At 53.2% G+C, this 26,693-nt stretch carries 23 protein-coding genes, 1 tRNA gene and 1 riboswitch; of the genes, 6 read left to right on the top strand and 18 right to left on the bottom strand.

The features are described 5' to 3' along the window. Positions 1-565 precede the first annotated feature (565 nt). A riboswitch (molybdenum cofactor riboswitch) is annotated at positions 566-685 on the top strand. Positions 686-742: 57 nt separating this feature from the next. The 5 genes from GX364_03015 (at position 743) to GX364_02995 (ending at position 7,126) form a co-directional block, all read left to right on the top strand. After that, positions 743-1,972 (top strand): molybdopterin molybdotransferase MoeA, encoded by a 1,230-nt coding sequence (locus tag GX364_03015; GenBank protein NLI69822.1) that lies wholly within the window; start codon positions 743-745, stop codon positions 1,970-1,972. 206 nt (positions 1,973-2,178) lie between these two features. After that, a complete protein-coding gene (locus GX364_03010; GenBank protein NLI69821.1) occupies positions 2,179-4,134 on the top strand; it encodes a molybdopterin biosynthesis protein in 1,956 nt (651 codons plus the stop codon). Beyond that, the gene (moaA, locus tag GX364_03005; GenBank protein NLI69820.1) at positions 4,115-5,146 is read left to right on the top strand and encodes a GTP 3',8-cyclase MoaA; all 1,032 of its coding nucleotides are present in this window, start codon (positions 4,115-4,117) and stop codon (positions 5,144-5,146) included. The genes GX364_03010 and moaA overlap by 20 nt, the downstream gene beginning before the upstream one ends. A 420-nt stretch (positions 5,147-5,566) precedes the next feature. After that, positions 5,567-6,211, top strand: coding sequence for a cyclic pyranopterin monophosphate synthase MoaC (moaC, locus tag GX364_03000; protein NLI69819.1), 645 nt, complete (start codon positions 5,567-5,569; stop codon positions 6,209-6,211). After that, positions 6,212-7,126, top strand: coding sequence for a molybdenum cofactor biosynthesis protein (locus GX364_02995; protein ID NLI69818.1), 915 nt, complete (start codon positions 6,212-6,214; stop codon positions 7,124-7,126). It begins immediately after the preceding gene. A gap of 308 nt (positions 7,127-7,434) precedes the next feature. Here the strand turns inward: GX364_02995 and GX364_02990 are convergent, their stop codons facing one another. Genes GX364_02990 through GX364_02980 form a run of 3 tightly spaced genes read right to left on the bottom strand, consistent with a single transcriptional unit; the run spans position 7,435 to position 11,324 of the window. Beyond that, entirely contained in the window at positions 7,435-8,010 is a 576-nt protein-coding gene (locus tag GX364_02990; protein NLI69817.1) for a TetR/AcrR family transcriptional regulator, read from the bottom strand. 56 nt (positions 8,011-8,066) lie between these two features. Then, positions 8,067-8,543 (bottom strand): ribonuclease HI, encoded by a 477-nt coding sequence (rnhA, locus tag GX364_02985; protein NLI69816.1) that lies wholly within the window; start codon positions 8,541-8,543, stop codon positions 8,067-8,069. A 60-nt stretch (positions 8,544-8,603) separates the two neighbouring features. Beyond that, positions 8,604-11,324 (bottom strand): UPF0182 family protein, encoded by a 2,721-nt coding sequence (locus GX364_02980; GenBank protein ID NLI69815.1) that lies wholly within the window; start codon positions 11,322-11,324, stop codon positions 8,604-8,606. 301 nt (positions 11,325-11,625) lie between these two features. Here GX364_02980 and GX364_02975 point away from each other — a divergent pair, with 301 nt between their 5' ends. Continuing rightward, on the top strand, positions 11,626-12,882 hold the full coding sequence (locus GX364_02975) for an adenosylhomocysteinase (protein NLI69814.1): 1,257 nt from the start codon (positions 11,626-11,628) through the stop codon (positions 12,880-12,882). Here the strand turns inward: GX364_02975 and GX364_02970 are convergent. The 15 genes from GX364_02970 to GX364_02900 all read right to left on the bottom strand — a co-directional run bounded on the left by GX364_02970 (position 12,876) and on the right by GX364_02900 (position 26,613). Continuing rightward, positions 12,876-13,529 carry a transporter gene (locus GX364_02970; GenBank protein NLI69813.1) on the bottom strand — a complete coding sequence of 218 codons (654 nt, stop codon included), beginning with the start codon at positions 13,527-13,529 and terminating at the stop codon, positions 12,876-12,878. The genes GX364_02975 and GX364_02970 overlap by 7 nt on opposite strands. Positions 13,530-13,761: 232 nt before the next feature. Beyond that, the gene (locus GX364_02965) at positions 13,762-16,248 is read right to left on the bottom strand and encodes a leucine--tRNA ligase (protein ID NLI69812.1); all 2,487 of its coding nucleotides are present in this window, start codon (positions 16,246-16,248) and stop codon (positions 13,762-13,764) included. 93 nt (positions 16,249-16,341) lie between these two features. Continuing rightward, positions 16,342-16,416: transfer RNA gene (locus GX364_02960), tRNA-Ala, on the bottom strand. Between the two features lie 431 nt (positions 16,417-16,847). Next, a complete protein-coding gene (locus GX364_02955; protein NLI69811.1) occupies positions 16,848-17,726 on the bottom strand; it encodes a HesA/MoeB/ThiF family protein in 879 nt (292 codons plus the stop codon). A 20-nt stretch (positions 17,727-17,746) separates the two neighbouring features. Then, positions 17,747-18,142: a ribosome silencing factor gene (gene rsfS, locus GX364_02950; GenBank protein ID NLI69810.1), complete on the bottom strand. Its 396-nt coding sequence runs from the start codon at positions 18,140-18,142 to the stop codon at positions 17,747-17,749. Beyond that, positions 18,135-18,707: an HD domain-containing protein gene (locus tag GX364_02945; GenBank protein NLI69809.1), complete on the bottom strand. Its 573-nt coding sequence runs from the start codon at positions 18,705-18,707 to the stop codon at positions 18,135-18,137. The genes rsfS and GX364_02945 overlap by 8 nt, the downstream gene beginning before the upstream one ends. 130 nt (positions 18,708-18,837) lie before the next feature. Then, positions 18,838-19,092, bottom strand: coding sequence for an RNA-binding protein (locus GX364_02940; protein NLI69808.1), 255 nt, complete (start codon positions 19,090-19,092; stop codon positions 18,838-18,840). A 112-nt stretch (positions 19,093-19,204) separates the two neighbouring features. Continuing rightward, the gene (locus tag GX364_02935; GenBank protein ID NLI69807.1) at positions 19,205-19,864 is read right to left on the bottom strand and encodes a nicotinate-nucleotide adenylyltransferase; all 660 of its coding nucleotides are present in this window, start codon (positions 19,862-19,864) and stop codon (positions 19,205-19,207) included. Between the two features lie 39 nt (positions 19,865-19,903). Beyond that, positions 19,904-21,256 (bottom strand): GTPase ObgE, encoded by a 1,353-nt coding sequence (obgE, locus tag GX364_02930; protein NLI69806.1) that lies wholly within the window; start codon positions 21,254-21,256, stop codon positions 19,904-19,906. 83 nt (positions 21,257-21,339) lie between these two features. After that, a complete protein-coding gene (gene rpmA, locus GX364_02925; protein ID NLI69805.1) occupies positions 21,340-21,633 on the bottom strand; it encodes a 50S ribosomal protein L27 in 294 nt (97 codons plus the stop codon). 31 nt (positions 21,634-21,664) lie between these two features. After that, positions 21,665-21,994: a ribosomal-processing cysteine protease Prp gene (locus tag GX364_02920; protein NLI69804.1), complete on the bottom strand. Its 330-nt coding sequence runs from the start codon at positions 21,992-21,994 to the stop codon at positions 21,665-21,667. After that, entirely contained in the window at positions 21,991-22,320 is a 330-nt protein-coding gene (gene rplU, locus GX364_02915; protein NLI69803.1) for a 50S ribosomal protein L21, read from the bottom strand. The genes GX364_02920 and rplU overlap by 4 nt, the downstream gene beginning before the upstream one ends. A gap of 371 nt (positions 22,321-22,691) precedes the next feature. Continuing rightward, on the bottom strand, positions 22,692-23,414 hold the full coding sequence (locus GX364_02910) for a hypothetical protein (protein NLI69802.1): 723 nt from the start codon (positions 23,412-23,414) through the stop codon (positions 22,692-22,694). 250 nt (positions 23,415-23,664) lie between these two features. Next, positions 23,665-24,813, bottom strand: coding sequence for a hypothetical protein (locus GX364_02905; GenBank protein ID NLI69801.1), 1,149 nt, complete (start codon positions 24,811-24,813; stop codon positions 23,665-23,667). Between the two features lie 108 nt (positions 24,814-24,921). After that, the gene (locus GX364_02900) at positions 24,922-26,613 is read right to left on the bottom strand and encodes an Rne/Rng family ribonuclease (protein ID NLI69800.1); all 1,692 of its coding nucleotides are present in this window, start codon (positions 26,611-26,613) and stop codon (positions 24,922-24,924) included. Positions 26,614-26,693: the final 80 nt, after the last annotated feature.

Here is a 26,693-nt window from a genome sequence, read left to right as displayed (position 1 = left end):
CTTCAGGTGACTGAGGCTCTCTTTTGTGGGTATGCGAAAATATAAAACCCAGGAATCAGTTTCCCTCCGTGAGTAAGTGGTATCGATGAGGATTTTCTTGGCCGCCCACTTTTTCTTATTCTTTTTTTTATATGTTGGCTGGGCGACTTGGCCAAGGGAAAACAGGAAACAGTTTATGGCAATGGTGAGGTGTGTATGAGGAGGGGATTCTTCGGTCGCGGCAAACTGCAGCCGCTCTCTCAGAATGACAGTACTGGAAAAACAGTCGTGCGGAGTGGCACAATACCGGGGAAGGAGTACGGCGACCTCCCCCCCTGTCATTCCGAGCAAGCGGTGTTTAACAAGAACACCAACATGAAGCCATGGTGAATAATGATGTAGAAACGGTAACACCGGAGTGAAAGAGTAGCGCCGCGAGGAATCTCGGGCAGAGGCAGGCGCTGTGCTTGACGATGGCAGCCACTCACTCCATATGAATGACATCCAGGTCAGGGAAAGATGGTTTTGCATGTTTGGCTCTTGAGATTTCAAGGGGAGATGTTATAATGATGGCGACAGCAAATGAACAATACGGCTGCTCCGAACCTGCAAACCTACAGCTTCTTGAAGTTACGGTTAAAGGTCTGGGCCGGGGGAGAAATCCCCCCGCCTCCCGCTATTGGAAAGGAGAACGTCAGCTGAAATCGAGGGCTGTGCCTTTTTCAATCCGGAGGCACAGTTTTTTTGTAACAGGAGAGAGAAGATGAAATTGATAAACGTGACGGAACCGGAAGCTGTATTCGGGCTGATAGCGGAGAATTTTTCCGCCCTGGAGGCGGAAGAAGTCGACATCGAGAAGGCCGGGGGCCGTTGCCTGGCAGAAGATTATTTTTCAGGGGAAGATCTGCCGGGTTTTGACCGTTCCACGGTGGACGGATACGCTTTGCAAGCCCGTGACACGTTTGGCTCCCGGGAAGGACTTCCCTCCGTCCTCGATCTGGAAGGCGAGGTCCTCATGGGTGCAGCGGCCCGGAAAATAAACGCGGGCCAGTGTTGCCTCATTCACACGGGAGGGATGCTGCCCGCGGGTGCCGATGCGGTGGTGATGGTTGAAGATACAGAAACGGCCTCGGATACCGTTCATGTTTATCGCCAGGTTGCCCCGGGTGAAAATGTCATTCATCGGGGAGAGGATCTGGGCAGGGGCGAACGGGCGCTGGCAGCGGGAAGCCGTCTGCGTTCTGCTGAAATAGGCCTGCTGGCCTCGATGGGGGCAACCCGGGTGAAAGTTCACCGCCGCCCGGTGATGGGGCTGCTCTCCACGGGGGACGAGCTGGTCCCTCATGACTCACGGAACCTTGAACCCGGCAGGGTGAGGGATTGCAACACGCCGGCGCTGGCCTACCTGGGGCAGAAGGGCGGGGCCGAAATTGCAAGTGAAGGTATCCTTCCCGATATTTTCGATCAGTTCCTTGAAAAAAGTCGAAATCTGCTGGCCCGTGTTGATTTTCTGGTGCTCTCCGGGGGCAGTTCGGTGGGAAGCCGCGATTTCACGGCCCGCACCCTGCAGGAGTTGGGCAGGCCCGGCCTGCTGGTGGAAGGGATATCGATCAAACCCGGCAAGCCCACGTTGCTGGCAAATTGCGGCGGGAAACCGGTGCTGGGGCTTCCCGGGCATCCGATCTCCGCCCTCAACGTGTTCCTGATCTTCGGGATGGCGATCCTGGACCGCCTCTCGGGCCGGCAACGGCACCGCAGGTTTTTTCCGACGGTCAACGCCATTCTGACACGTAACCTGCCCTCACGTTCCGGGCAGACCGATTTTGCACGGGTCAGGATTGAACGGGAAAACGGGCAGGTTCTGGCCGTTCCTGTTTTCGGGCGTTCAGGAATGCTGCGCACCATGGCCGAGGCGGACGGCTTCATCATTGTCAAGCCCGAGATGGAAGGGTTGGAAGCAGGCACGGAGGTTCAGGTTTTTTTGTGGGAGTGAGCGGGGAAGGCAAAGTTGCGGCTGTCATCCCGGCAATATATATATAGGAAGGTTCGCACGGGAGAGAAAGGGCAGAGGGATCGATTTTCCCTGCCAAATATGATTGAAGGCCGACATCGGCTGAACAATTCATGGACAGGCCTTCGGGTAAACGGCCCGGAATACGTCGGGCCCGCGCCTCCATTTTGAAACCGGGAGGGGTTTCGATGCGCAAGGTGTATCTTCACAATATTCCGAAACAGGAAGCACTGAAAAAATTCCTGTCCGGGGTCAATTTGCCAAGAAAGAAAGAAACAATTGCAGTCGCCGATGCCTCGGGGCGCGTCACCGCCTCCGCGGTTTTTGCACGCCTTTCAATGCCCGGGTACCATGCAGCAGCCATGGATGGCATCGCCGTAAGGGCCGAAAACACTTTCGGTGCATCCGATCAGACCCCTCTTGCCCTGGTTGAAGGTGTCTCCTACGAGTTCGTGGATACCGGGGATCCCCTTCCCCCGGGCTGCGATGCCGTGATCAAGATAGAGGATGTCATGTTGCAACCCGATAAAAGTGCCGAGATCATGGCCCCGGCTCCTCCCTGGCAATATGTACGGGCGGTCGGCGAGGATATCGTGGCCGGCGAGCTGGTTGTTCCTGCCTTTCATCGTCTCCGCCCCCCGGATATAGGGGCCATCCTGGCGGGGGGTAGAACGGAGATCGAGGTTCTGACCAGGCCCAGGGTGGTGATCATACCGAGCGGTTCGGAGATCGTTCCGCCCGGGGCGGATCGGGGCAGGGGGGATGTTCCGGATTTCAACAGCAGCGTGGTCAGCGCCTACCTGCGGGAATGGGGGGCACGGCCGGAAATACACCCGGTCGTTCCCGACGTGCTCGCACAGATCAAGGCGGCAGTTGTCCGGGCCGCGGACGGGGCTGACATGATAATCATCATTGCCGGTTCTTCGGCCGGCAGCAAAGATTTCACCTACGCGGCACTGGCGGAACTGGGCGAGGTGTATGTTCATGGGGTCTCCACCAGGCCCGGGAAGCCCACTGTCCTGGGCAGCGTTGATGGTAAACCTGCGGTGGGGTTGCCCGGATATCCGGTCTCGGCCTATTTCAGCCTGGAATGGTTTGTCCGCCCGCTGCTCCATCACTACTATTCCATGCGCGAACCGACAAGGGAGACCCTGGAGGTCACTCTGGGGCGGCGTCTGGTGTCCAGGATGGGCACGGAGGAGTATGTACGGATGGCCGTGGGCAAGGTGAACGGGGAATTTGTGGCCAATCCCCTCACCCGGGGGGCAGGGGTAACGATGTCCCTGGTCAGAGCGGACGGCCTGCTCGTCGTCCCCCCGGAGAAGATGGGGTACGAACAGAATGAACGGGTCAAGATCGAACTCTACCGTCCCGCCGGGGAACTGGATCGCAACCTGCTGGCGGGGGGAAGCCATGACCTGGTCCTTGACCTGCTGATCACGGCCCTGAGGGAGAAGGAAACCGACTTCACTCTCTCTTCGGCACATCTGGGAAGCATGGGCGGCATTCTGGCCATTGACAGGGGACAGGCCCACCTGGCGGGCGTCCATCTTTTCGATCCCGCCAGCGGTGATTACAACATCCCCTACATCGAGAAACTTCTCCCCGGAAGGGATGTCCTGCTCCTGACCCTGGCGCACAGAATGCAGGGATGGATCGTTCCCCGGGGCAACCCCGGCAAAATCAGTGACGTGACGGATATCGCCTCAAACGGGACAAGCTTTGTCAACCGGCAGAAGGGAGCCGGAACCAGACTGCTCTTCGATTACCTGCTCGAGAAAGCCGGGATCGGGCCACAGGAGATCAGCGGTTATGAACGTGAGGAACATACCCACCTCAACGTGGCGGCTGCCGTTGCCTCCGAAACTGCCGCCGTCGGGCTGGGAATCCTTCCGGCAGCCAGGGCCTTCGGGCTGGATTTTGTCCCCGTCCGGGAGGAACGTTACGACCTGCTGATGACGGCCGATTTTTATGAATCCGATGCCGGGCAGACGATCAAAACGATAATCACGGACCCTGCCTTCAAGGACAGGGTTACGGCCATGGGGGGATACAGCATGCGCGAAACGGGCATGTTGCGGTGCATGGAACGGGCCGACAGGGATACGGCGGAATCCCCGGAAGATGGAAAGAAAGGACGGTGAGGGGTCGATGGGAACACTTGTCGATCGTTACGGGCGCAAACATGACTATCTGCGTATCTCGGTAACCGACCGCTGCAACCTGCGTTGTGTCTATTGCATGGGGCCGGATGGAGTAGAACCTCTTTCCCACCGGGATATTCTTTCATACGAGGAGATACTCAAGGTGGTCAGGGTTGCTGCCGGACTGGGAATAAGCAAGATAAGGATAACCGGCGGGGAACCGCTTGTACGCATAAACCTGCCTCATCTGATCGAAGGGATCAACAGCATCACCGGTGTCGAGGATCTGGCTCTGACCACCAACGGGATCTTCCTGCCGCAGTTTGCTCGAGAACTGAAAGAAGCGGGGTTGAACAGGGTCAATGTCAGCCTTGATTCTCTCGATCCCGGTCTTTACCGCAAGATAACGCGCGGGGGGAATATCGAACAGGCACTGGAGGGAGTGGAGGCCGCCATCCATCACGGGCTGGAACCGGTAAAAATCAATACGGTTCTTCTGAAAGGTTACAATGACCACGAGATCCTTGATTTTTTTGCACTGGCCCACGACAGAAACATCGCTGTGCGCTTCATCGAATACATGCCCATCGGCGAACGGAGCATCGGTTTTGACGGACATTATCTGCCCCTGAGTATCATCAAGGAGACGGCGCTGCTGGCCGGGTACGAACTGCAGCCGCTGGATCATCCGCTGAGTGCAGGGCCGGCCGAATATTTTTCCCTTCCCGGCCGCAGGGGATCCATTGGACTTATTCATTCCATAAGCAAGCATTTCTGCTCGTCATGCAACCGTCTGCGGCTTACTGCCGATGGCCGATTGAAATCATGCCTTTACTGGCAAGAGGAAGAACAGGTACGGCCCATTCTTGACCACCCACGGAAATTGGAGGCCCTGTTGAAAAAAGTGGTGCTGCAGAAGCATAAAGAACACCTGATGGGTAATGAAAATGCCGAACTTCCAGCCCCCCCGGATACGGCGACGATGCGCACGATGTCACAAACGGGCGGATAATGGCGGACACTTGCAGGAACCTATTTTTATTTCATTCAGGTGAGGAGGATCCTGATGATTGACAATGTAACAAAGCTGAACATAATTGCAGCAAGGTCGGGCATGGGCAAGACCACCCTCATAGAGACACTTCTGCCCGAACTTATTGCAAAAGGGCTGCGCGTTGCCGCCCTGAAAGGAAATAGCAATCGATGTGATTTCGATATCCCCGGAAAGGATACCTGGCGTTTTCTGGACGCCGGGGCCAGGATTTCAGGCATAATAACACCTGACAATTTTGTCCTGATGGGAAACGCCGCTGACCGAAATCGAGCCATGGAATATGCTTCTTCAATGCTGAAGAATATTGACCTTTTACTGATCGAGGGCAATAAACGAAGCGACAACCCCAAGATCGAGGTTGTCCGCAAGGCACTGGGAATGGATCCTTCCGGGGCGGACAACGTGATTGCCATCGCCACCGATCATGAAGAATTGGAAACCGATGTCCCCGTTTTTGATCTCAACAGTCCGGCGGAGCTGTCCGCTTTTATTTTCAACCGCTTCTTTGTCAGGAGCGACGGGGTAGAAACAGTTGATGCGGAAAAATCCGGTCTTACACATTTTGACCTCAGCGGCCGGCCGCGCATGGTCGATGTGAGCGGCAAGGCCAGCACCCTGCGCGAAGCATACGCCAAGGGAGAGATCACCATGGCCCCGGCAACACTGGAAAGGGTAAAAGCCGGAACGGTGGAAAAGGGCGATGTACTGGGTGTGGCACAGGTTGCGGCGGTCATGGCCGTAAAAGAAACGGGGCGCCTCATCCCCATGGCCCACCAACTCGCCGTTTCGGGAGTTGATGTGGACTTTGATTTTCCGGAAAAACAGAACAGGATCGAAATCGGGGTACGGGTCAAACTCAGTGGCCAGACAGGGGTGGAGATGGAAGCCCTTACCGGTGTCAGCGTGGCCGCCCTCACGATATATGATATGTGCAAGGCCATCGACAAGGAAATGAACATCCAGAATATCAGGCTCGAGGAGAAGAGGGGAGGGCGCTCCGGTCTCTACCGGAGGAAAAAATAGATGGGCAAGATCATGGCCGTATGTATCGGCAAGAATAAAGGTGAACGCAAGGTGAATGTGGGGCAGGGTACACTGGTCAGAGGCCGGGGATTGAAAGACGACTGCCATGCCGGTTCTGCCCATCGACAGATCAGCCTCCTGGGAATGGAAAGTATACGTAAAATGCAGAACAGGGGGCTGGATGTGCATCCCGGGGATTTCGCCGAGAATCTGACCACGGTGGAGATCGATCTTTCAACCTTGCCGGCAGGAACAAGACTGCAGGTCGGGGGGAGAGCAATTCTGAAGGTAACCCGGATCGGCAAGGAATGCCATGGCCGATGCGCCATCCATGAACAGGCCGATGATTGCATCATGCCCCACGAAGCTATCTTTGCCGAGGTCCTCAGGGGAGGGGAGATCAAAACAGAAGACATCATCCGCCAGGTTCCTGCCTACAGGTTTGGTGTGGTTGTTTCCAGCGACAAGGGTTTCGCCAAAGAAAGGGAGGATAAAAGCGGCCCTATCATCGCGGAACTTCTGCTTCCCTGGGGCGAGGTGATACAGCATGTCGTGGTTCCCGATGATCATGGCCAGATTGTATCGGCCTTGATACAGATGACAGACAGGGGTGTCGATGCCATCTTTACCAGCGGGGGAACGGGCCTTTCCCCGCGTGACAATACCCCCGAGGCGACCCTTGCCGTCATCGACCGCCAGGTCCCCGGAATGGCAGAAACGATACGCCGCGAGAGTGCCCGCATCACACCACATGCCATGTTGACCCGGGGTGTCGCCGGCATCCGTGGGCAGACCCTCATCCTCAATCTCCCCGGCAGCCCCAAAGCAGTTCATGAATCGCTGGAGGCAATCTTTCCCGCTCTCGGCCATGCTCTGGAAACATTGACCGGACGCGGCGGGGAATGTGCCCGTTGAAATCAAAATCATATTCCTCTTTACACTCCTGGAACACCTTGCACTTTTTCAGCTGACAGAAAGAGGTGCACATCAGTCCATCATGCTACACATCAATTCTTGCACACCCGTGCATGGAAAGGTCTTTCATCCAATACAAAATCCATATTCGCATGGGATATAATATGAGGCAATATTCATTGACCTGAACTACAATATGTACCGATAAAAATTGCCCTCGCCAACCTCTATGCAGAGTCCAAGATGACATTATTTTTATCTTTTTCCCAAAATATGATTTATTATTTCCCGGGCAATATCGAGGCACTTCAAGAAAATGCTATGCCGGTGCGTAAAGTCTCCATGATCTCCCCTACAGCACCTTCGATGTTGACGATCTTGTTCTGCAGATAATCGGCAATGACAACCTCCATGGCCCCACAGATCATGGAAGCCACGATATCGACATCGCACTCCCTTATCCTCTTGTCGTTGATACCCTTCCTCAGGACGTCCAGTATGAAATCGCGCAACCCATCGTCAGGGGCATCGTCTCCCGAAATGGACCTCAGATAATAGTTCTTTTCCAGGGCGACCACTCTGTACAGATCAGAATGATGGTTCAATCCCGTAAAATGCATCTCTATCGCCGCTCTTATCTTCTCCAACGGTTCAAGCTCCATCTGTTCAATTATCCCGTAGAAGTCATTCCTTTTTTGATACTCTCCCCTGAAAATACTGGTAATGATTTCTTCCTTGTTACGGAAATAGTTATAGATTGTACCTACAGCTATACCGGCTTCCGCAGCAATCTTTTCAGCAGTGGCTTGCGGGTACCCTCCCCCGGCTATCACCTTCACCGCTGCCCGACGAATCAGATCTTTCTTCTCATTTCTGGAATCCATACCATCGCCTCTTTTTAAAGTTATGAATATTTATTCATGCCATACGTATAAATGACTCAAAATAAACGGCCATCCCCTTCAGAACAGCCATCTTTTTGGGCCGGAATTGCCTGGCGAGCCAGCCGGTCGCATCTGATATTGTAACTGTCGGTGCCGTGCCCCTTGACCTTTCTCCAGGCCACCTGGTGATGAAACCCGGTCAACCGATCCAATTCTTCCCACAGATCGCGGTTTTTGACCGCATGACCGCTACTCGTGCACCAACCGTTTTTCAGCCAACGTTCCAGCCAACCCTGATTGAAAGCGTTGACAAGATATGCACTGTCGGAATACACCATGACGGTTGCCGGAAGATCCAGTTCCTTCAATGCCATGATGGGAGCCAACATCTCCATACGCTGATTGGTGGTGCGGGGTACCCCACCACTGATTTCCCTGGTTTTCTCCCCTTCTTTCATGATCAGGGCGGCCCACCCCCCGGGACCCGGGTTTCCGGAGCAAGCCCCATCGGTATAGATTACAACCCTTTCCATAAGACGATCCATCCTTCATGAATATATATTCAAATCAAGAGATGATTCACATTTCCGTCACTACAGTGCAGAAATTTCCATGGTCAGCTCTTGCAATATCCTTCCCAGTTCATCGACCAGTTCCCCGTAGCGGGCCCAGTTCCCTTCTTTCAGGTTCTCCTGCGCCTCTTCAAAAATAGCGTTCGCTTCCCCGATCAGGTCGTATATATCAGGCGGTGCAGGTTCCTCGGATGGAAGTTCAGAATCGGGATCAGCCGGAACCGGGAGAACCTGTTTTTCCCCGAGTACCCGCTGCAGTCCTTCCTCGAGAGTCCGTGCCATAACAACAAATTCATCAAAGGCAACGATTACACGTGCAAGTTCGGGCAGCCCGCCGGCCTCCGCCTCGAGATAGATGGGTTCAACATAGATCAGGGAATCATTTACCGGAAGAACGACAAGGTTGCCACGGATAACCCTTGAACCTTTCTGGTCCCAGAGGGCCAGCTGTTCCGAAATCTCGGTGTTCTGGTCGATGCGATTTTCTATCTGCAATGGGCCGTAGGCCAGTTTGTCCTTGGGAAAAAGATAGGCATCCACCCGGCCGTAATTTTCCCCGTCACATCCCGCTGCCAGCCAGGCAATCATGTTGTTGCGTTTCAAAGGTGTGAAAGGCTGGATCAGGACGAATTCCGGTTCTTCCCTGCCGGGAAGTTGCAGAATGACATAATAGGGTTCCACGATCCGGTTCTGCCCTTCATAACGTTCCTCGGGGAACGACCAGAGGTCTTCCCGATTGTAAAATACATTCGGGTCCACGGTGTGATAGATGTTGTACACATTTGCCTGCGTTATAAAAAGATCTTCGGGGTAGCGCAGATGATCGCGAAGACCCGCAGGCATCTCCTCGAGGGGACGGAACAATCCGGGGAAAATCCGGCTGTAACTCTGCACCAGGGGATCATCCTCGTCGATGACATACATGTCCACGGTGCCGTTGTAAGCATCGATGACCGCTTTGACGGAGTTCCGGATATAGTTGAAATCTCCCTGCGGCTGGGAATAGGGGAAACGGTCACTGACCGTGTAGGCATCCTGGATCCAGAAAAGCCGGCCATCGTTTACCACGATGTAAGGGTCGGAATCATAGCGCAGGAAAGGAGCAACCTTGTTCACACGTTCCTTGATGGATCGATAGTATTTTATACGACTGTCCGCATGCAGTTCCCCGGAAAAGAGAATACGGTAGTCCCCGAAGCGGATTGCCAGAATCGATCTTCTCCCCAGACCACCGAGGGGCACACCACCATCACCTTCATATACAGTCTGCACATTTTCATCACCCATGGGATAATCGAATTCGGGCATCTTGCTATTGGTAACAATATAATCCCCGGTCAACTCCCCGTAATAGATACCGGGACGCTGCAGTTCGATACCACCCGTGACCACCGGCGGTATATCCTGGACAAAATAACGAGGGAGTCCTTCCCGTGAAACTTCATTCACCGGGGACATGGTCACCCCGTAACCATGCGTGTACTGCAATCTCCTGTTAACCCAGGTCTGGGCCCGTTCATCCAGGCGGTCGTTGTCCATTTCCCGCGCCGACACCATGACCTGACGGTATTGACCGTCGATCATGTAGCGGTCAATATCGACATCATGAAAAAGGTAATAGGGCCGGATGGCCTGAAGTTCATTCAGGGTGTTTTTGATGGGGCGGTAGTCCCACAGCCTGATGTTGTTGAAAGTACCGGGGTTCTCCTCGATGTCCTTCCAGTTGATCGTCCCGCGGGCCGGATACTGGTTCGTCCTGAATTTATCTACACCGTAAGCAAAGCGGGTAAAATCGATGTGGTGGGCCAGATACGGTTTCTCGTAGGTGAATTCCGAAGGTTGCACTACAAAGTGCTGCACAATTGCGGGTAGAACAGAACCACCTACAAGGGAAACTATCACCAGGAGAAGAACTCCCCCCGGCAACAGGCGCGGCCGCTTGACCGATGCATTGATGAAAAAGATCAGGGAGACGATAAAAGCCAGGAACATGAGGATCCAGAGCATATTCAGTTTGATATGGGCTTCAGTATAGCCGGCGCCGAACATGTAACCTCCCGGATCCAGGAGCAGTTCCGACATCTTCAGGCGATAATCAACAGCCTTGAGCAAGACAATCAGGGCGGCGATGAGGGAGATATGCCCCAGCCCCGGAAAGGAAAATAAAAACCAACGCTTTCCCGCCATGGTCGGGGGTTGTGTTACAAAATAGATCAAAATGAGGGCAAGCAGGGTTATGACCAGTGTCAACATCAAAAAACCATACAGGAAGCGTAGAAAAGGCAGCTTGAAAACATAAAAGGAGAGATCCTGGCCAAGAAGCGGATCCGTCATCCCGAAAGCAACCGGGTTGAAAAAGTATTGCATCTCCATCCAGTAATGACCGGTATATGAAGCAAATATCAGGGAGAGAACCGCCGCGGCCATAAAATAGTAGTATGACAACCGCCCCGGGGCAAGATACTTCAGGTAGCCTCGCTGAAAGAGAAATTCCCTGGCTTCAAGGTTCAGATCGGGAACCCTGGCCACCTGACGCCGGGTAAACAACAGGTTGATCCACAAAAAAAACAGGAAGAACAACCATGAAGCAACCCTCAGTCCCCATACCGAGAGAAACCGGGTCCAGAATACTCCCTCCATCTCCAGTTCGTTGTACCAGAGCAGGTCAACATAGAAATTGATACCGATGGTGAAGATAGCCACCAATACCAGAATGATAGCCAGGATCGTGGTTTTTTTCATTTTTTCCCCCGAAACAGTCAAGGCCGATTTTTGAAACAACCGGATCATGTACAAAACACAACGATAAACTTATTCTATATGATGAAGAATCGATTTGTCAAAATAAAGAACAAATCGATCTTGACGGGATTTTCTTGTTTCGAGGAGGACATAATAAATTTTCCCGGCCAGCCCACGGGAAAGGGTGAACAAATTTTGTCAAGCGGGTGGGGAAGGATATCCCGGTGCTGTTACAGAAGTAGAATCTGTTCTGTTTCTTTTTGTATTCGATTCTTGCGGTGTTGGATGAAAGGAGAAAAAGATGAGCATTATCCGTGACAAAACTCTGGCCCCGGCGGGCAGGAAGAAAATTGATTGGGTAAAAGAGCATATGCCTGTTCTGAGCCATCTGGAACATACGTACGCACCCGGGCAGCCCTTCAAGGGCCTGAACCTCTCGATCTGCTTGCACCTGGAAGCGAAGACAGCCTGCATGGCGGAGGTTTTTGCCCGAAGCGGAGCACGGGTTGCCATTACCGGCAGCAACCCCCTCTCCACCCAGGACGATGTTGCCGCGGCCCTGGCCGAAAGTGGCCCTGAAGTGTATGCCTGGTACAATGCTACCCCTGAAGAGTACAACAGCCATCTTCGACATACCCTGGATGCTGAACCGGACCTCATTATCGATGACGGCGGGGATCTGATCACCATGCTGCACCGGGAATACCCCGCCCTGAAAGATAAAGTGATCGGGGCTGCCGAGGAGACGACGACCGGATTGATCCGCCTGAGAGCCATGGAACGGGAGGGCATACTGGCTTTCCCCGTCATCGCCGTGAATGATGCACCATGCAAACATCTTTTTGACAACCGCCTGGGTACAGGGCAGTCCGTCTGGGATGGAATCATGCGCGCCACAAACCTTCTCATCGCCGGCAAAACAGTGGTGATCTGCGGTTTCGGATGGTGCGGAAAGGGTATCGCTGCCCGTGCCCGGGGGCTTGGGGCAAGGGTGATCATCTGCGAGGTTGATCCCGTAAGGGCGCTGGAAGCTGCCATGGAGGGGTACGAGTTGAAACCCCTGATGGAAGCAGCCCCTCTTGGCAATATCTTTGTTACTGCCACCGGATGCAATGCAGTTATCGGGAAAAAGCATTTCACCTTGATGAAAAACGGTGCCATGATGTGCAATGCGGGGCATTTCAATGTGGAAATCGACACCTCTTCATTGGAAAAAATGGCCACATCCATATCTGATGTGAAAACCAACATCAAGAAATATTGCATGCCCAACGGCAACAATCTATACCTGCTTGCGGAGGGAAGGTTGGTCAATCTTGCCGCCGGTGACGGCCATCCGGCTGAAATAATGGATCTGTCATTTGCATTGCAGTATCTGGCAATGGACTATCTATGCAGGAACAGGGGGACACTTTCACGGGGTGTACTGCCACTTCCCGCCGAACTGAATCGGCAGGTGGCCATTCTGAAACTCGAATCCCTGGGCCTGACACCCGACACCCTGGACGAAGAACAGCAAAAATATCTATGCTCATGGAACCCCGATCCGGGTCAGTAAACAGTGATATTTTCTTTGATGCCTTCAAACAATCCCGCACCGATATTGGGTACGTTCATGATCTCTTCTATTTTGGAAAAAGGGCCGTGGGCATCGCGATATTCAATTATGTTCCGGGCCCTTTTTTCCCCGATACCCGTCAGTGTGGTCAATTCTTCAAGCGTGGCACGGTTGATATTCACTTTGCCGTCAGCGATGCCGGATACATTCGATTCCGGGCCTTCCTCGCCTGCAAGAGGAATATGGACCTGTTCGCCATCGACGAGCGGCCGGGCCAGGTTGACTTTTTCCAGATCGGCATCCGCCGCGGGCCCGCCCGCTTTATTGACGACATCGTGTACACGAGCTCCGATGGGCAACTCGTAGATACCGGGATTTACCACCGCACCGATGATATGGATCGTGCACATCGCCTCCTCTTCCGGAACGGAAGATGGTTCTTCGGGTGACGATTGGCTATCATTGACCGTTGGCAACCTCTCCATACCGGAAAAATAACCGGAAAAGCGTACAGCAATCCCCACGATCAGCAGAACGACCAACACCGCAATAATGATCCTGTCACGCCGGGGCATCCTGACCCCGCCACCGTTTTTCAGATCGCGTTTACCACCGCTGCCATCGTCTTCATTCCGGTCCGCATGCATAACGGAAGACTCCTCTCCGGCCCGCCTGGCAAATGATACAAACCTGCGAAATGGAAATCAAAAGCCGCATTCTTCCCGTATATTTCTACAAATGTTTATATTTTCCTTTTCAAAACAAAAATAATCTGCTTCACCCGGAACAGGAAACCGGCTTATTTCTGTGCAGGTACAATTGTTACCTGCCCGTGGTGTTTCTGGAAGGGATTCCTGAAGAATCGAAATAAACCCGATTTCATTTGACAACCAGGTTGACCAGTTTGCCGGGGACGGCTATTGTTCTGACAATTTCCTTCCCATCGATGTAGGGACGGATTTTCTCCTCGGCGCAGGCCGCCTCCACCAATTCCTCCTTGGAGTGCTCCGCCGAAACCATCAGTTTGGCTCTCAGTTTACCGTTGACCTGCACGACGATCTCCACTTCATCAACGCGAAGACTGTCGCGATCATGTACGGGCCAACTTTGAAGGTGAACGCTGTCCGTATAACCGAGTTTGCCCCAGCATTCCTCGGCCAGATGGGGAGCAAAGGGAGAGAGAAGGATGACGATTGTTTCCAGGGCCTCGGTCAATCCTTCCCGGTAAATATTTTCGATCGGCGAAAGACTCTCTTTCTTCCGCAGGTAATCGTAAGTCGAATTCACCAGTTCCATGATGGCACTGATGGCGGTGTTGAAACTGAACCGTGCACCGATATCATCTGTCACTTTCTTTATGGTTGAATGAACAGCATGGTGCAGATCACTTTCTTCTTTTCCGGGTAGTACAGATCCGGTGTCCGGATGGGCAGGGGTACCGTACTGATCGATCAGACGCCAGACGCGGCGCAAGAAACGATAGCAACCCTCCGCCCCGCGGTCACTCCACTCCAGATCTCTTTCCGGAGGGGAGGCAAAGAGGATGAACATCCGACCCGTGTCCGCCCCGTATTTTTCAATGATCTCGTCCGGGGTGACCACGTTGCCCTTTGACTTGGACATCTTGAAACCGTCCTTGTAGACCATCCCCTGGGCCAGGAGCCTCTTGAAGGGTTCCACGGCCTCGCACAGGCCGGCATCATGTAAAACCTTGGTGAAAAACCGGGCGTAGAGCAAATGCATCACCGCATGTTCTATGCCACCGATATACTGGTCAACAGGCATCCAGTAGTTGGCTTCCCCGGGTGAAAAAGCAGCCTCGCCATTCCGTGGATCGGCGTACCTCAAAAAATACCAGGATGAACACATGAAGGTATCCAGCGTGTCCGTCTCGCGACGGGCCTTGCCGCCGCAACGGTAACATTCTGTATCGACGAAAGAGGGATAATGTGAAAGTGAAGGCACCCGGTCCCCGGACAGTTCCACATCTTCGGGAAGCAATACGGGAAGATCTTCTTCCCGCAGTGGCAGAACACCGCATTTTTCGCAGTAAATGACGGGAATGGGGGCACCCCAGTAACGCTGACGCGATATGAGCCAGTCGCGCAGACGGTAAGAAGTCTTGAACCCTCCCATCCCTTTCTCGGCCAGGAACAGCGTGATCTTCTCCTGGGCGTCTTCATAAAACAGGCCGTCAAAAGGACCGGAGTTGATCAGGTAACCGGGATCCTCGAATGCTTCTTCCATGTCCGGGCCGAGAACGGTTTCCCGCGGGGTGATGACTACCTTGACTGGCAGACCGTATTTCCTGGCGAAGAGAAAGTCCCGTTGGTCATGGGCAGGTACACCCATGACAGCGCCCGTTCCATAACCCATCAGTACATAGTTCCCCACCAGGATGGGAACTTCCTCTCCATTCACGGGATTCAACGCACTTCTACCCGTGAAAAGGCCTATTTTTTCCGTTTCGGCAGATGTCCTCTCGATTTCCGTTTTCTGTTTCATTTTTTTCACGAAAGATTTGATTTCAGTTTCACGGGAAGTGCCTTCCACGAGGTGGTTCACAAGGGGGTGCTCGGGTGCCAGTACCATGTAAGTAACCCCGTAGAGAGTGTCAGGACGAGTCGTGAAGACTTTTACAGATTCCCCGGGGAATTCCTTCAGCGGGAACACTATCTCCGTACCTTCACTGCGCCCGATCCAGTTTTGCTGCATTACCTTGACACGCTCGGGCCAGTCTTCAAGCAGATCCAGATCCTCCAGAAGACGGTCGGCATAATCGGTGATACGCAAAAACCACTGTTCCAGTTCACGGGTCTCCACTTCACAAGCACACCGCCAGCATAGCCCCCCTTCAACCTGTTCGTTGGCAAGCACGGTCAGGCATTCCGGGCACCAGTTGATGGAAGACTTCTTGCGGTAAGCCAGCCCGCGTTTGTAAAAGAGGAGGAATAACCACTGGGTCCAGCGATAATAATCGGGAAGACTGGTCGTTATCTCCCTGCTCCAGTCGTAGCTTATGCCCAGACTGTTCTGCTGTTCTTTCATCTGTTCGATATTGTGCGCCACCCATTCGGCGGGATTGACCTTGTTGGTTATAGCAGCGTTCTCGGCCGGCAAGCCGAATGCATCCCAGCCCATCGGATGAAGAACATTGTATCCCTTCATCCTCAAATAACGGGCCAGCACATCACCGATGGAATACACACGCATATGACCCATATGCAATTTCCCCGAAGGATAGGGAAACATCTCCAGAACGTAATATTTTGGCCTGGACGGATCTTTTTCCGACCGGTCAAGGTCATGCGCTGCCCAATATTTTTGCCATTTTGGTTCAATAATTCCGGGTTTGTAATCCGCCATCTGTTCAATCCCCCTGCGAAAATATTTATAATAAAACGCCCGTCCCTCCAGGGACGAGCTCGGCCCGTGTTACCACCCTCATTGGTAAAGCAATGGTGGAGCTGGCGGGACTTGAACCCGCGGCCTCTTCCATGCCAAGGAAGCGCGCTCCCTCTGCGCCACAGCCCCACAACATTTTCTTTGCCCTCTCTTCATGCCGTTAACGCCGTCCTACGCCGGTCATTACCGCCTGTAACAAGTTTTCACAACCGGTTCTCCGGGGCGAGTTCAGCAAGTTCGCCTGCCGATTTGCACCGACCACCGGCTCTCTGCAAAGGCTGGCCTGCGTACTGATCCCCTTCATGGAAGCTTTCTGCATAAACCGTCAAATTGTTGGTGAATCCTTAAACATTATAGAAATAATAAGCCGTTTTGTCAAGAAATCATCGGCAGTAGATCGTTCTTCCGGGCATGTAGAAAACCCTGCCACGGGCAGAACCGATGAAGGCTTTACCTTTCCACCGGAAAAAAAGGATGATAATGGTTGGCAGAAATCTGGCGGAGGCAGTCGATGGGAAAACGGCAGTCTTTTACCAACCGAATGATCAAAAAGGGAATGATCATTTCAGGGCAATACGGTCCACTTCGTTGTTCTGAAGATCCAGGTACAGAAGTTCGTTGCAGAGAACACCCTTCCCGCCCAGCAATATTTTTACGGCCTCGCTCACCTCCCAGGAAGCGATCAAAGCGGGCGTTGCCGCGGGATTCCCCGGATGAGCCTCCGGTCCAGGCCCTTTCCCGGACCGGACGTCCTCCAGACGGGTGTTTCCGTAAATCGAGGACAGGAGGGGAGTCCCGGGACGGATCACGGCCAGCTGCCCCATACAACCCCCGATAGCCGCATGAACCATGGGGATGTTTCTTTCCTGGCAGGCACTCTCCAGATCAAACCGAGCCGGCAAATTGTCAAGGCAATCCATGGCCAGGTGCACGTGTTCAAGCAGATCCACAAGCTCGGCTTTTCCAACATAATCGGGGACAGCCCGCACTTCCACGGCACTGTTTATCTGCCCGATGCGACGCTGTGCAACCAGGGCCTTGTTCATCCCCAGGCTGGACTCGGCAGCCCCGATCTGGCGGTTCAGGTTGGATTCAGTAAATTTATCGCCATCGACAAGAATCAGAGACCCCACGCCCATCCGCGCCAGCAATTCAGAGGCCAGGCCCCCCAACCCACCGAGACCGACCACCGCTACTTCCGAGAGGAGCAGTTTCAACTGGCCCTCCGGGCCGACAGTCCCCATGTTTCGCAAATAACGTTCCGGCACCAACCCATGCTGCAGAGCAGCTATTTCAATCTGTTTGACAGTCTTTTCAAAACGGCGGGCCAGTTTTCCGGTTTCGGCCAGGCCCAGAATGCAGAATTTTTCCCCTGCGGATGCTTTCTTCCCGCCGGCCAGACGGTGAAGGGCCTGTTTCAGCTCATCCTTGCCATCCATGAATTCAGACCAACCTTCCCCTAGTCAACAACGGTCTTCTCCGTTACCTGTTGTTCCTTCTTCGGTAAAGCATCGCTCCATAAACGTTCCAGGTTGTAAAACTCCCTCTCTGCTGGCTGAAAGATGTGGATGATCAGGGATGCATAATCCATCAGTACCCACCGGGCCTCCCTGTAACCTTCGATATGCCGCAGTTCCGCACCGGCTTCCTTGAGCTTCTCCCGTAAAAAATCACTCAGGGTCTTGACATGCTGCCCCGAGGTAGCGGTGCAGATCAAAAAATAATCTGCCAGGTATGTTATCTTCCCCACTTCCAGGAGCACGGTATCCTGTGCTTTTTTTTCAGCTGCCAGCCTGGCCGCAAGTTGAGCCAATTCTTGCTCCTTTTGCAACAAGTATCCCCCTTTGTCAATCATTTTTTCTCTTCAACAACAATTCATTTCTGAATGCCGCCGAAAACGGGTGCAGCAGGTAGCCCCTTTCTATCACTTTTTTTATGGCGTTGTCCACTGCTTCCAGAAGGGCCCCGTCCAGATCGTGAAAAGCCATCTTCCGCAGACGGCGAACGCCGGGGTAAACACGGTTTATTTCCACGGCATCGGCAAGGTAGATGATCTGTTCGAACCTGCCCAGCCCCGGCTTGCCCGTGGTGTGAAATTCGATCGCCCTCAAAACCCGCTCATCCTCGATACCTGCTTTTTGAGCGGCCATAACGGCGCCGACGGGGGCGTGCAGAAGATGTGGCGAATGCCGGGTAACCCCGTCCGTACGCAAGGAAAATTCAACCGCCTTCTTCCGAAGACGTTCCGCGGAGAGAGGTTTGGCGCAATCATGCCACAAACCGGCCAGATAGGCCAGATTTTCGTCCTCGCCATGAGCCCGGGCCAGCAAGGCCGCCATGCGGGCAACGCCCACACTGTGTCGAAAAAGCTCGTTCCCCAGCTTTTTTCTTAAAAAACCGATATTTCTGCATCTTCTCATTTGTATCTTCTCATGCGCTATTTCACCCGGAATGAATCGCCTCGACAACCAACTATCTTTTTCGCCAGGGAACAATGTCTTTCCTGCCTAAAAAAAAAGGCAACAGATGTTGCCTTTTTTTTCGCTCTTGCTACTGATCTTCTCTTGGTTTGGCCTCATTGACCACCAGCTGGCGGCCTTCCATCTCAAGCCCGTTCGCCTGCTCAAGAATACGTTCGGCATCTTCCTCATTCACTTCAACGAAACCGTAGCCCTTCGATCTTCCTGTTGCTCTCTCTGTTATAATGCGGCAAGCAAGTACTTCGCCGAATTGTGAAAAAGCCTGCTGGAGTTCGTCTTCGGTTGTCGACCAAGGAATATTCCCCACGTAAAATGTTTTTACCACTTGAGAAGCTCACCTCCTTAGGAACTTTCGACGGTCACATCAGCATATTGTTGACGACAATGGACACGCCGACGGTAACATATTACCTCTTACCTTAACTTATTATGAAAAATCAAGAGGAAAAATATACTTTTCTATCAATATTTTTCCCTCGATAAAGACCATACTTGTATATATAGTTCTCCACCGAGCCGGTGGTAAGATATTTGACCGTTTTGCCGGATCTGACCCTTTCCCTGATAAAAGTGGAAGATACCGCCATGGCCGGGTTCTCCAGCAGATGCACTCTTTTACGCACATGGGGGTAATGAGACGCCAGCCTTTCATACAACTTCTCCAGGGAATAACCCGGGCGGGAGGCGGCAATGAACGTGCAGGTATCGAGCAATTCCTCGAATTCTGCCCAGGCCGGAATTTCCAGGATAGCGTCTGCTCCGGTAATAAAAAACAGATCAACGTTCTTGCCAAAGATCTCCCGATAATAACGGACAGTTTCAATTGTATATGAAGGTTTATTTTTGTCAATCTCGAAGCGGGAAACCTCGAAAGAGGGGTTGTCAGTTACAGCCAGAACGGTCATCATGTATCTGTGTTCGGGATCGCTTGTCAGTTCATCTTCCTTGTGCGGGGGCCAGCCGGCAGGAATAAAAATGACCTTGCTCAAATCATACTGCTGGCGTGCTTCCTCCGCCGCCACGAGGTGGCCGATATGAATTGGGTCGAAAGTGCCGCCCATCAAGCCGATGTTCAATTCATTTACCTCCCCAACCATATTTTCATCATGGATCCCCGACATCTACCATCCATCAAATCAAAAAGGAAATTCAGTCCCTTCTCCCTCATCATCGAAAATAAATTCATGTTCGGCGATGATAACCGTGTCCCCCCGGCATACGCCCCTGCTGCGCAGCAGATGATCGAGGCCGATGCGTTTACAGTAGCGCCGGAATCTGCGTGTGGCTTCTTCATTCTCGAAATCGGTGCGGAGGGCGAGCCTTTCTATCCCTTCACCCCGCACACGATAAATATCCCCCTTCTTGAAAACCTGCAACCCGCCCCCGTCCGGTGGTGCCCCCGGCTTCAGGACCACTGTTTTCACGGGGCCTTCCGCGGCCTTGCTTCTTTCTTTCCGCCGGGCGTTTACTTTCAGGGCGAGGTGTTTTATCAATGCATCCACTCCCTCGCCGGTAGCCGCGGAAATCCCCCGGATTTCCATTTCCGGCGCCCCGTCACCTTCCGCGTTCCTCTCATTTCTGCTGCGCCGATGCAATTCATGTCGCAACTTTTCCAGCCGTTCCCGGCCCCCCGGCAGGTCAACCTTGTTGCCCACAACTACCTGCGGTTTGCGAGACAGTTCCGGGCTGTACAACGCTATCTCCCTGTTGAGCAGATCGTAACGTTTCAGCGGGTCACTGCCCGCCATCTCCGACACATCGATCAGATGAAGAAGAATCAGGCTTCTTTCGGCATGGCGCAAAAAAAGGTCACCCCGGCCTGCCCCCTCGTGTGCCCCTTCGATCAAACCCGGAAGGTCAACGGCCACGAAACTGCTGCCTTCCCCCACTCTGACCACTCCCAGATGGGGGGTCAAGGTGGTAAAGGGGTAATCCGCTATCCGGGGACGGGCAGCGGAAATTCTGGTCAGCAGGGTTGATTTACCGACGTTGGGGAAACCGACCAACGCCACATCGGCGATGAGCTTCAGTTCCAGCAACACCGTCCGGCTAACGCCGGGTTCCCCTTTTTCATACAGGCGCGGCGTTCTTCTTCTGGAGCTTGCAAAATGGCGGTTCCCGTATCCCCCGCGGCCCCCTTCCGCCACCGTTATCTTCGCACCGGGAGAAACGAGGTCGGCAAGAACTGTACCACCTTCGTCACGTACCACCGTGCCGGCAGGTACAGGAATAACCAGGTCTTCCCCCCTGTGCCCCTGGCGGTTCCGTCGGCCGCCCTTGCCGCCGGAAGGTGCCTTCCAGTGGCGGCGGTAACGGAAATCAAGCAGGGTATGCAGGGCATCGGTCGCTTCGAGAATCACCGCCCCGCCCCTGCCGCCATTGCCTCCATCGGGACCACCGTGCGGCACATGCTTTTCCCGCCGGAAGGAGAGCGCCCCGTCTCCTCCCCGGCCACCGCTTACCTCTATGGACACCTCATCCAGGAACATACCCGCCTCCAGCCTGAAAGGACAGCAGTAACAAAGAAGGCTGGCCCTCTGCCAGCCCTTGGAAAAACCGAGATGATTTCATGTTATGCTTCCAGTTGTTCTTCGGGATAAACGCTCACCTGCTTGCGGGCCCGGTTGTTGACTTCATAGACAACACGCCCGTCAACCAGAGCAAAGAGGGTGTCATCCCTGCCACGGCCCACATTCCGGCCGGGATGAAAACGTGTACCCCGCTGACGGATGAGAATACTGCCGGCGCTTACAATCTGGTCGCCGTACCTTTTGACTCCCAACCGTTTGGCGTTGCTATCCCGTCCATTTCGGGAGCTGCCGACACCTTTTTTATGAGCAAATAATTGCAAATCCATCTTGCGCATCATCTTCTATCACCTCCATCAAACCGAATATCTATTTCCGGTCAGAAATCTTCACATGGCGGGGATAAGCCTCCGCCGTCTCTCTCAACCCTAGGGCCATCGTTTCCAGGAGCAGGCCGACATCATGGAGCTGCGCAGTAGCCAGCCCTCCGGGCAACCGGCATTCGAGATAACCGTCTGCCTTTTTGACCGAAGGTTTTACCCCCACGACTTCCTCGATACCGAGGATCGCCGCCTGGGCCAGGGCGGATACCGCCGCGCAGACGATATCTTCCCCCGCAGGGGCAAAAACGGCATGCCCTTCAACGGTAAACTCTTTGATATGGCCCCGGGAATCCCTCCGAAAAGTTACCTTGATCATGAACTTGATTGCTCGTCGAAATCGATCTTTTCCACAAGAACACGCGTATAGGGCTGCCGGTGCCCCCGTTTCCGCCGATAATTCTTTTTGGGCTTGTACTTGAAAACGATAATTTTACGGGCCCTGCCCTGGCGCTCCACGCGCCCCTTCACACGGCATCCCTCCAGAAAGGGGCTCCCCACCTTGAGGGTATCGGCATCCTTGAGCATCAGCACATTCTCGAAGACCACCTCTTCTCCCTCGGCCAGGGGAAGTTTTTCCACTTCCACGGTATCCCCCTCGGAGACACGATATTGTTTTCCGCCGGACTCGATGATGGCAAACATACTGAAAATGATTCCTCCTTTGGAGAAGGGCTCGCTGACAAAAGGCAGCCATGATGAGCTTTGAAGCCTTTGTCAAGCGGCAAGTAACAACGCATATTTTAACATGCACGCTGCTTTGTTGTCAAATTTTACACCAACCCAATCCAACCCAACCCAACCCGGGTGGGAGCATTCGTGTGGTGACGACTCATACTTACTGCTTCGGCCACGGCAATGATGCGGGGCCAATTTGCGAAGTCAACGGAAGAACAGATACCGAAGGCCCGCCCACAGGAGTGGTTTTTGACAAAGAAAAAGGGCTTCCCGGCCCGCTGCCGGGCCGGAAAACCCTCTCTGCAGCTAAACGAAATGATCCGTTTCTATCGCAACTCCTACTGCCTTCTCAACTTCCTGAAGGGCATGATCATGACAGCACCGATCAGGGTCAGAAGACCACCGAGCAGCATGAAAGGCATCATCTGGCTACCTTTCTTTGACTTGGCGTCTTCTTTGGCGTCGTCTTCACCGTTTTCATCTTCACCGTTTTCATCTTCACCGTTTTCGTCTTCACCGTTTTCATCTTCACCGTTTTCGTCTTCGTCACCTTCCAAGCTTACAGAACCCTGTACAACCTCGGTAATCGTCGGTGCTTCTAACGCACCATCGGCCACGAAGAACTCATTGCTATCGTCATCGATATCAACCCAGACATTTGAATCTGTAAGTTCGGACCCTTCAATTATTTTAAATTTCAACGTAAACAGCACATTGTTTGCCTTGACAGTGAAATCTGTAGCGTTGGCAGAAGCAATGTCCAGGATACCGGGCGTGTCTGCATTTGCTGCCAAAGTACCTTTAAGGGCTTTCTGTTCCACATACTCTTCGTCATCTTCGTTGGTATATACAAGTTCCATAAAATCGGCATTGTAATTAACCATCAATTTAAGACCAGCAATTTTGACATCCGCGCTCAGGGAAAAATCAACTTCAACCTCTTCCCCGGCCTTTCCTTCCACGCTACTGATAACCAGTTTCACCGGTTCTTGCGCCGCCACGCTTGAGAACAGCAGGCCCAACACCATACAGAAAACCAGAATCATCGAAATCTTTTTCATTAAGTACCTTCCTCCTTCTATTCAGGCTTCGATATGTGAAAATCAGACACTTACTGTAATCCACACACCTCCTTTGACAGAATCGGTCCATAGTATTCTTTCGATATGAAATGATTCCAGATTCCCCATGGAATCGAACTTCACCATATAATATTCACCATGATTTTTGATAATCCTTCTTTTCATGCCTGAAAATATCTTGCTATAATAGTAAATAAATGTTAACAATCCATAATATTTTTGGCGCTTTCTAGACAATAGCCCTCTTTTTTCGACGGCGGAGCAGAACGATGATAATTACAACTCCCGCCACAATGATCACCGCCGCGCCTATAAAGTAATAATAGTGCTCGACCACGATGTCCGGTACCGCTGACAGGAGGCTCCCCGCGGCAAAGATGGTGATCTGGCCGTCATCATATTCCACGGGGATCTCGTTCCCTTCAATGTTGACCAGGCTCAGTTCTTTTATCTCCAGTGGGGACCTGCCCTTCTCTTTCAGGCGGAACGAGATATCCAGAAGGGCTCCATCGGAGGTTTTACCCTTCAGGCCGAACCAGGCGATGGAGATGGTGTCTTCCGACGACTCCAGGTTGGCGATGGGGATCAGGCCGTCGAGGAGATTTCCGGGCTTGACCTTGAGCGGCTCGACAACCCCGGGATTGTACGCCAGAACCATGTTCCCACCGGCCATCCCCTGCGGGTTCTCCACCATGATGGTTACCTTTACCGTATCACCGGCGCCCCCCCTGGCCTTGCCCACTTTCAGCAACGCCGGGCCTTCACGGGCCGTGGTTCTGTCATCACCCTTTTTTTCTGCCGGAGCCCCATCGGGAGATGAAGAATCCTTGTCGGAAGGAGCAGTTTTGGAACCCGGATCCGTACCCCGGGAAGGCCCGATCATGATACTGCCGTTTACTCCCGCCACGTCGGGGATTTTCTCGGGAACCTCGGTTGCCAGAACCATCTCTTTCAATTCGAGGATGGCCTCCCCTTCTTTTTTCAGCAAAAATTTGATCCGGATGATCTCCCCGGTTTTTTTGAGAGCCTTCGTATCTGCCCAGACAACCTTGAGGCTGTCTGCCGTATAGTCAAGATTGGGCATCAACAAAGCCCCTTCAAGCAATCCGGTTCCACTGACGCCCTTCGGCTCAACCATTCCGGGGTCATAGGAGAGGACAAATTCGCCGCCGGCGACCTCCTTGCTGTTCTTCAATTGCACGGAAACGACAATTTCCTCACCCACGGAACCTTCGGCCTTCCCCAACTCCAGGGTCGGCGAGGCCTGGGCTGCCACAGGGGGGACAAAATTGAATGGAATCAGAAGAAAGATCAGGGCAAAGACAAGCGCCGCCATTACCCCGGATACCGAATGATTTTTCCTGGTCGATCCAACCATGTTTTCCCTTCTCCCGTTTGTTTTTATTTTCAGGATTCAATATTAACAACTGCACCGATGATTGTCAAATGTTAAAACAATTAAAAAAATATAATATAAACCCTGATTCTAGCAGGGCACATCATACTTTTCCGCCCGGGCAAAAGTCCGGTTTACTTCCTTGATCTCGACATTTATTTTCTGTCCCAGGCAGTCCGCCGCACCGCTGACATCGATGACAAATCCATGGAACCTGGCAATGCCGTTTCCGGGATTGCCGATATGCGGTTCCTCGATCTGCACCTCAAGGATATCCCCCGGTTTAACCGGCAGGGCAATCTTGCTTATTTCATCCAGCGAACCGGTGGAAACGATGCGATATTTTTCCATATGGATATCCTCGTTGCCGCGCACGAAAACATATTTCCCGATTTCATTTTCCAATTTCCGCAGGTTGCTGCCTCCCGTACCGATCAACAGGGCGGCCGCTTCCGGATGTGCCTCGATCAGAACTGCCTCATTGTCCAGGGCGGGCAGCTGTTTTTTCAGCTCCTTCTCGATCCTGATCCCCACCACGATGGGGGTCAACACCCTGCCGGCCCCATCACAGTAGGGGCAGGGCTGCTGGAGGAAGGCAGCAAGATCCTGCCTCACCTTCTTGCGAGTCATCTCCACCAACCCCAGATTGGTAAGCCCGAGGATATAGGTGCGCATACGGTCATTCTTGAAAGAGGCACTCAACCTGTCCAGTACCTTCTGGCGGTGTTCCTCGGTCTCCATATCGATAAAGTCCACGATGATGATCCCGCCGATATCCCGCAGGCGGATCTGGTAGGCGATCTCTTCCGCCGCCTCGAGGTTGGTCCTCAACACGGTCTCGGCCAGGTTTTTCCGCCCGGTGTACCTCCCCGTGTTCACGTCTATCACGGTCAGAGCCTCGATTTCATCTATTACCAGATAGCCGCCGCATTTCAGCCAAACCTGCCTTTCAAGGGCCTTGTTGATATCTTTCTCGATGTTGTAATGGTCAAAGATGGGGTCGGGCCCCTTGTAGAGTTTGACCCTGCTCTTCAGATGCGGAGAGGTGTAGTCGAGGATCTCCAGAACCTTTTCATGTTCGTGTATATTGTCAACCATGAAGGTGTTCACATCCTCACCGAGCATGTCCCTGGCCACCCGGCAGGTAAGTGCCAGGTCCTGGTACAGGTTCGCGGGGGCGCCCTGTTCACGAAAACGTTTCTGGATGCGGCGCCACAGATTGCAGAGATATTTTATATCATGCCCGAGAAGATCCTCGTCCGCTGACTCGGCCACGGTCCTGACGATGATCCCCATACCCTCGGGCCGCATTTTTTCGGCCAGTTTTCGCAGTCTTTCTTTTTCATCGGAATCCTCGATGCGCCGCGATACGCCCACGTAACCTGCGCCGGGAACCAGCACCGCATAACGCCCGGGAATGGTAATCTGACCGGTCAGGCGGGCTCCCTTCTGGCTGAAAGGTTCCTTGGTCACCTGAACCATGATCTCTTCCCCAACGGACAGGATGTTCTCTATCGGGGGGTGGGGTTCCGTTCTTCTCTCCTCGTAATCCTGGTAAGGGCGTATATCATCCACGTAAAGGAACGCATTGCGTTCCAGGCCGATATCTACAAAGGCGGCCTCCATTCCGGGGAGGATATTGGCTACCGTCCCCTTGTAGATGTTCCCAACCACACGATGCTGCAAGGGGCGTTCAATATAGATCTCCACGAGACGGCCATTTTCCAGAACCGCCACGCGGCTCACACGATAATCGTAATTGACGATTATTTCTTTACCCAACGGTGTCATCAACTCTCTTTCCATACTTTTGAAACCTGTATTTTCATGATCATCCCCGTGAAGTTTCCAAAATGTATGCG

This window comes from Bacillota bacterium (genome assembly GCA_012518215.1).
GTDB lineage: Bacteria > Bacillota > Dethiobacteria > DTU022 > PWGO01 > JAAYSV01.
The sequence above is the reverse complement of the archived record's forward strand: the minus strand, read 5'-3'. Positions and strand labels throughout refer to the sequence as shown.

Excerpts from the sequence above, each read along its gene's own strand:
- GX364_03015 (NLI69822.1), top strand. The coding sequence starts at position 743 with ATGAAATTGATAAACGTGACGGAACCGGAAGCTGTATTCGGGCTGATA.
- GX364_03010 (NLI69821.1), top strand. The coding sequence starts at position 2,179 with ATGCGCAAGGTGTATCTTCACAATATTCCGAAACAGGAAGCACTGAAA.
- moaA (NLI69820.1), top strand. The coding sequence starts at position 4,115 with ATGGAAAGAAAGGACGGTGAGGGGTCGATGGGAACACTTGTCGATCGT.
- moaC (NLI69819.1), top strand. The coding sequence starts at position 5,567 with ATGGATCCTTCCGGGGCGGACAACGTGATTGCCATCGCCACCGATCAT.
- GX364_02995 (NLI69818.1), top strand. The coding sequence starts at position 6,212 with ATGGGCAAGATCATGGCCGTATGTATCGGCAAGAATAAAGGTGAACGC.
- GX364_02990 (NLI69817.1), bottom strand. The coding sequence starts at position 8,010 with ATGGATTCCAGAAATGAGAAGAAAGATCTGATTCGTCGGGCAGCGGTG.
- rnhA (NLI69816.1), bottom strand. The coding sequence starts at position 8,543 with ATGGAAAGGGTTGTAATCTATACCGATGGGGCTTGCTCCGGAAACCCG.
- GX364_02980 (NLI69815.1), bottom strand. The coding sequence starts at position 11,324 with ATGAAAAAAACCACGATCCTGGCTATCATTCTGGTATTGGTGGCTATC.
- GX364_02975 (NLI69814.1), top strand. The coding sequence starts at position 11,626 with ATGAGCATTATCCGTGACAAAACTCTGGCCCCGGCGGGCAGGAAGAAA.
- GX364_02970 (NLI69813.1), bottom strand. The coding sequence starts at position 13,529 with ATGCATGCGGACCGGAATGAAGACGATGGCAGCGGTGGTAAACGCGAT.
- GX364_02965 (NLI69812.1), bottom strand. The coding sequence starts at position 16,248 with ATGGCGGATTACAAACCCGGAATTATTGAACCAAAATGGCAAAAATAT.
- GX364_02955 (NLI69811.1), bottom strand. The coding sequence starts at position 17,726 with ATGGATGGCAAGGATGAGCTGAAACAGGCCCTTCACCGTCTGGCCGGC.
- rsfS (NLI69810.1), bottom strand. The coding sequence starts at position 18,142 with ATGATTGACAAAGGGGGATACTTGTTGCAAAAGGAGCAAGAATTGGCT.
- GX364_02945 (NLI69809.1), bottom strand. The coding sequence starts at position 18,707 with ATGAGAAGATGCAGAAATATCGGTTTTTTAAGAAAAAAGCTGGGGAAC.
- GX364_02935 (NLI69807.1), bottom strand. The coding sequence starts at position 19,864 with ATGGTTGGGGAGGTAAATGAATTGAACATCGGCTTGATGGGCGGCACT.
- obgE (NLI69806.1), bottom strand. The coding sequence starts at position 21,256 with ATGTTCCTGGATGAGGTGTCCATAGAGGTAAGCGGTGGCCGGGGAGGA.
- rpmA (NLI69805.1), bottom strand. The coding sequence starts at position 21,633 with ATGCGCAAGATGGATTTGCAATTATTTGCTCATAAAAAAGGTGTCGGC.
- GX364_02920 (NLI69804.1), bottom strand. The coding sequence starts at position 21,994 with ATGATCAAGGTAACTTTTCGGAGGGATTCCCGGGGCCATATCAAAGAG.
- rplU (NLI69803.1), bottom strand. The coding sequence starts at position 22,320 with ATGTTTGCCATCATCGAGTCCGGCGGAAAACAATATCGTGTCTCCGAG.
- GX364_02910 (NLI69802.1), bottom strand. The coding sequence starts at position 23,414 with ATGAAAAAGATTTCGATGATTCTGGTTTTCTGTATGGTGTTGGGCCTG.
- GX364_02905 (NLI69801.1), bottom strand. The coding sequence starts at position 24,813 with ATGGTTGGATCGACCAGGAAAAATCATTCGGTATCCGGGGTAATGGCG.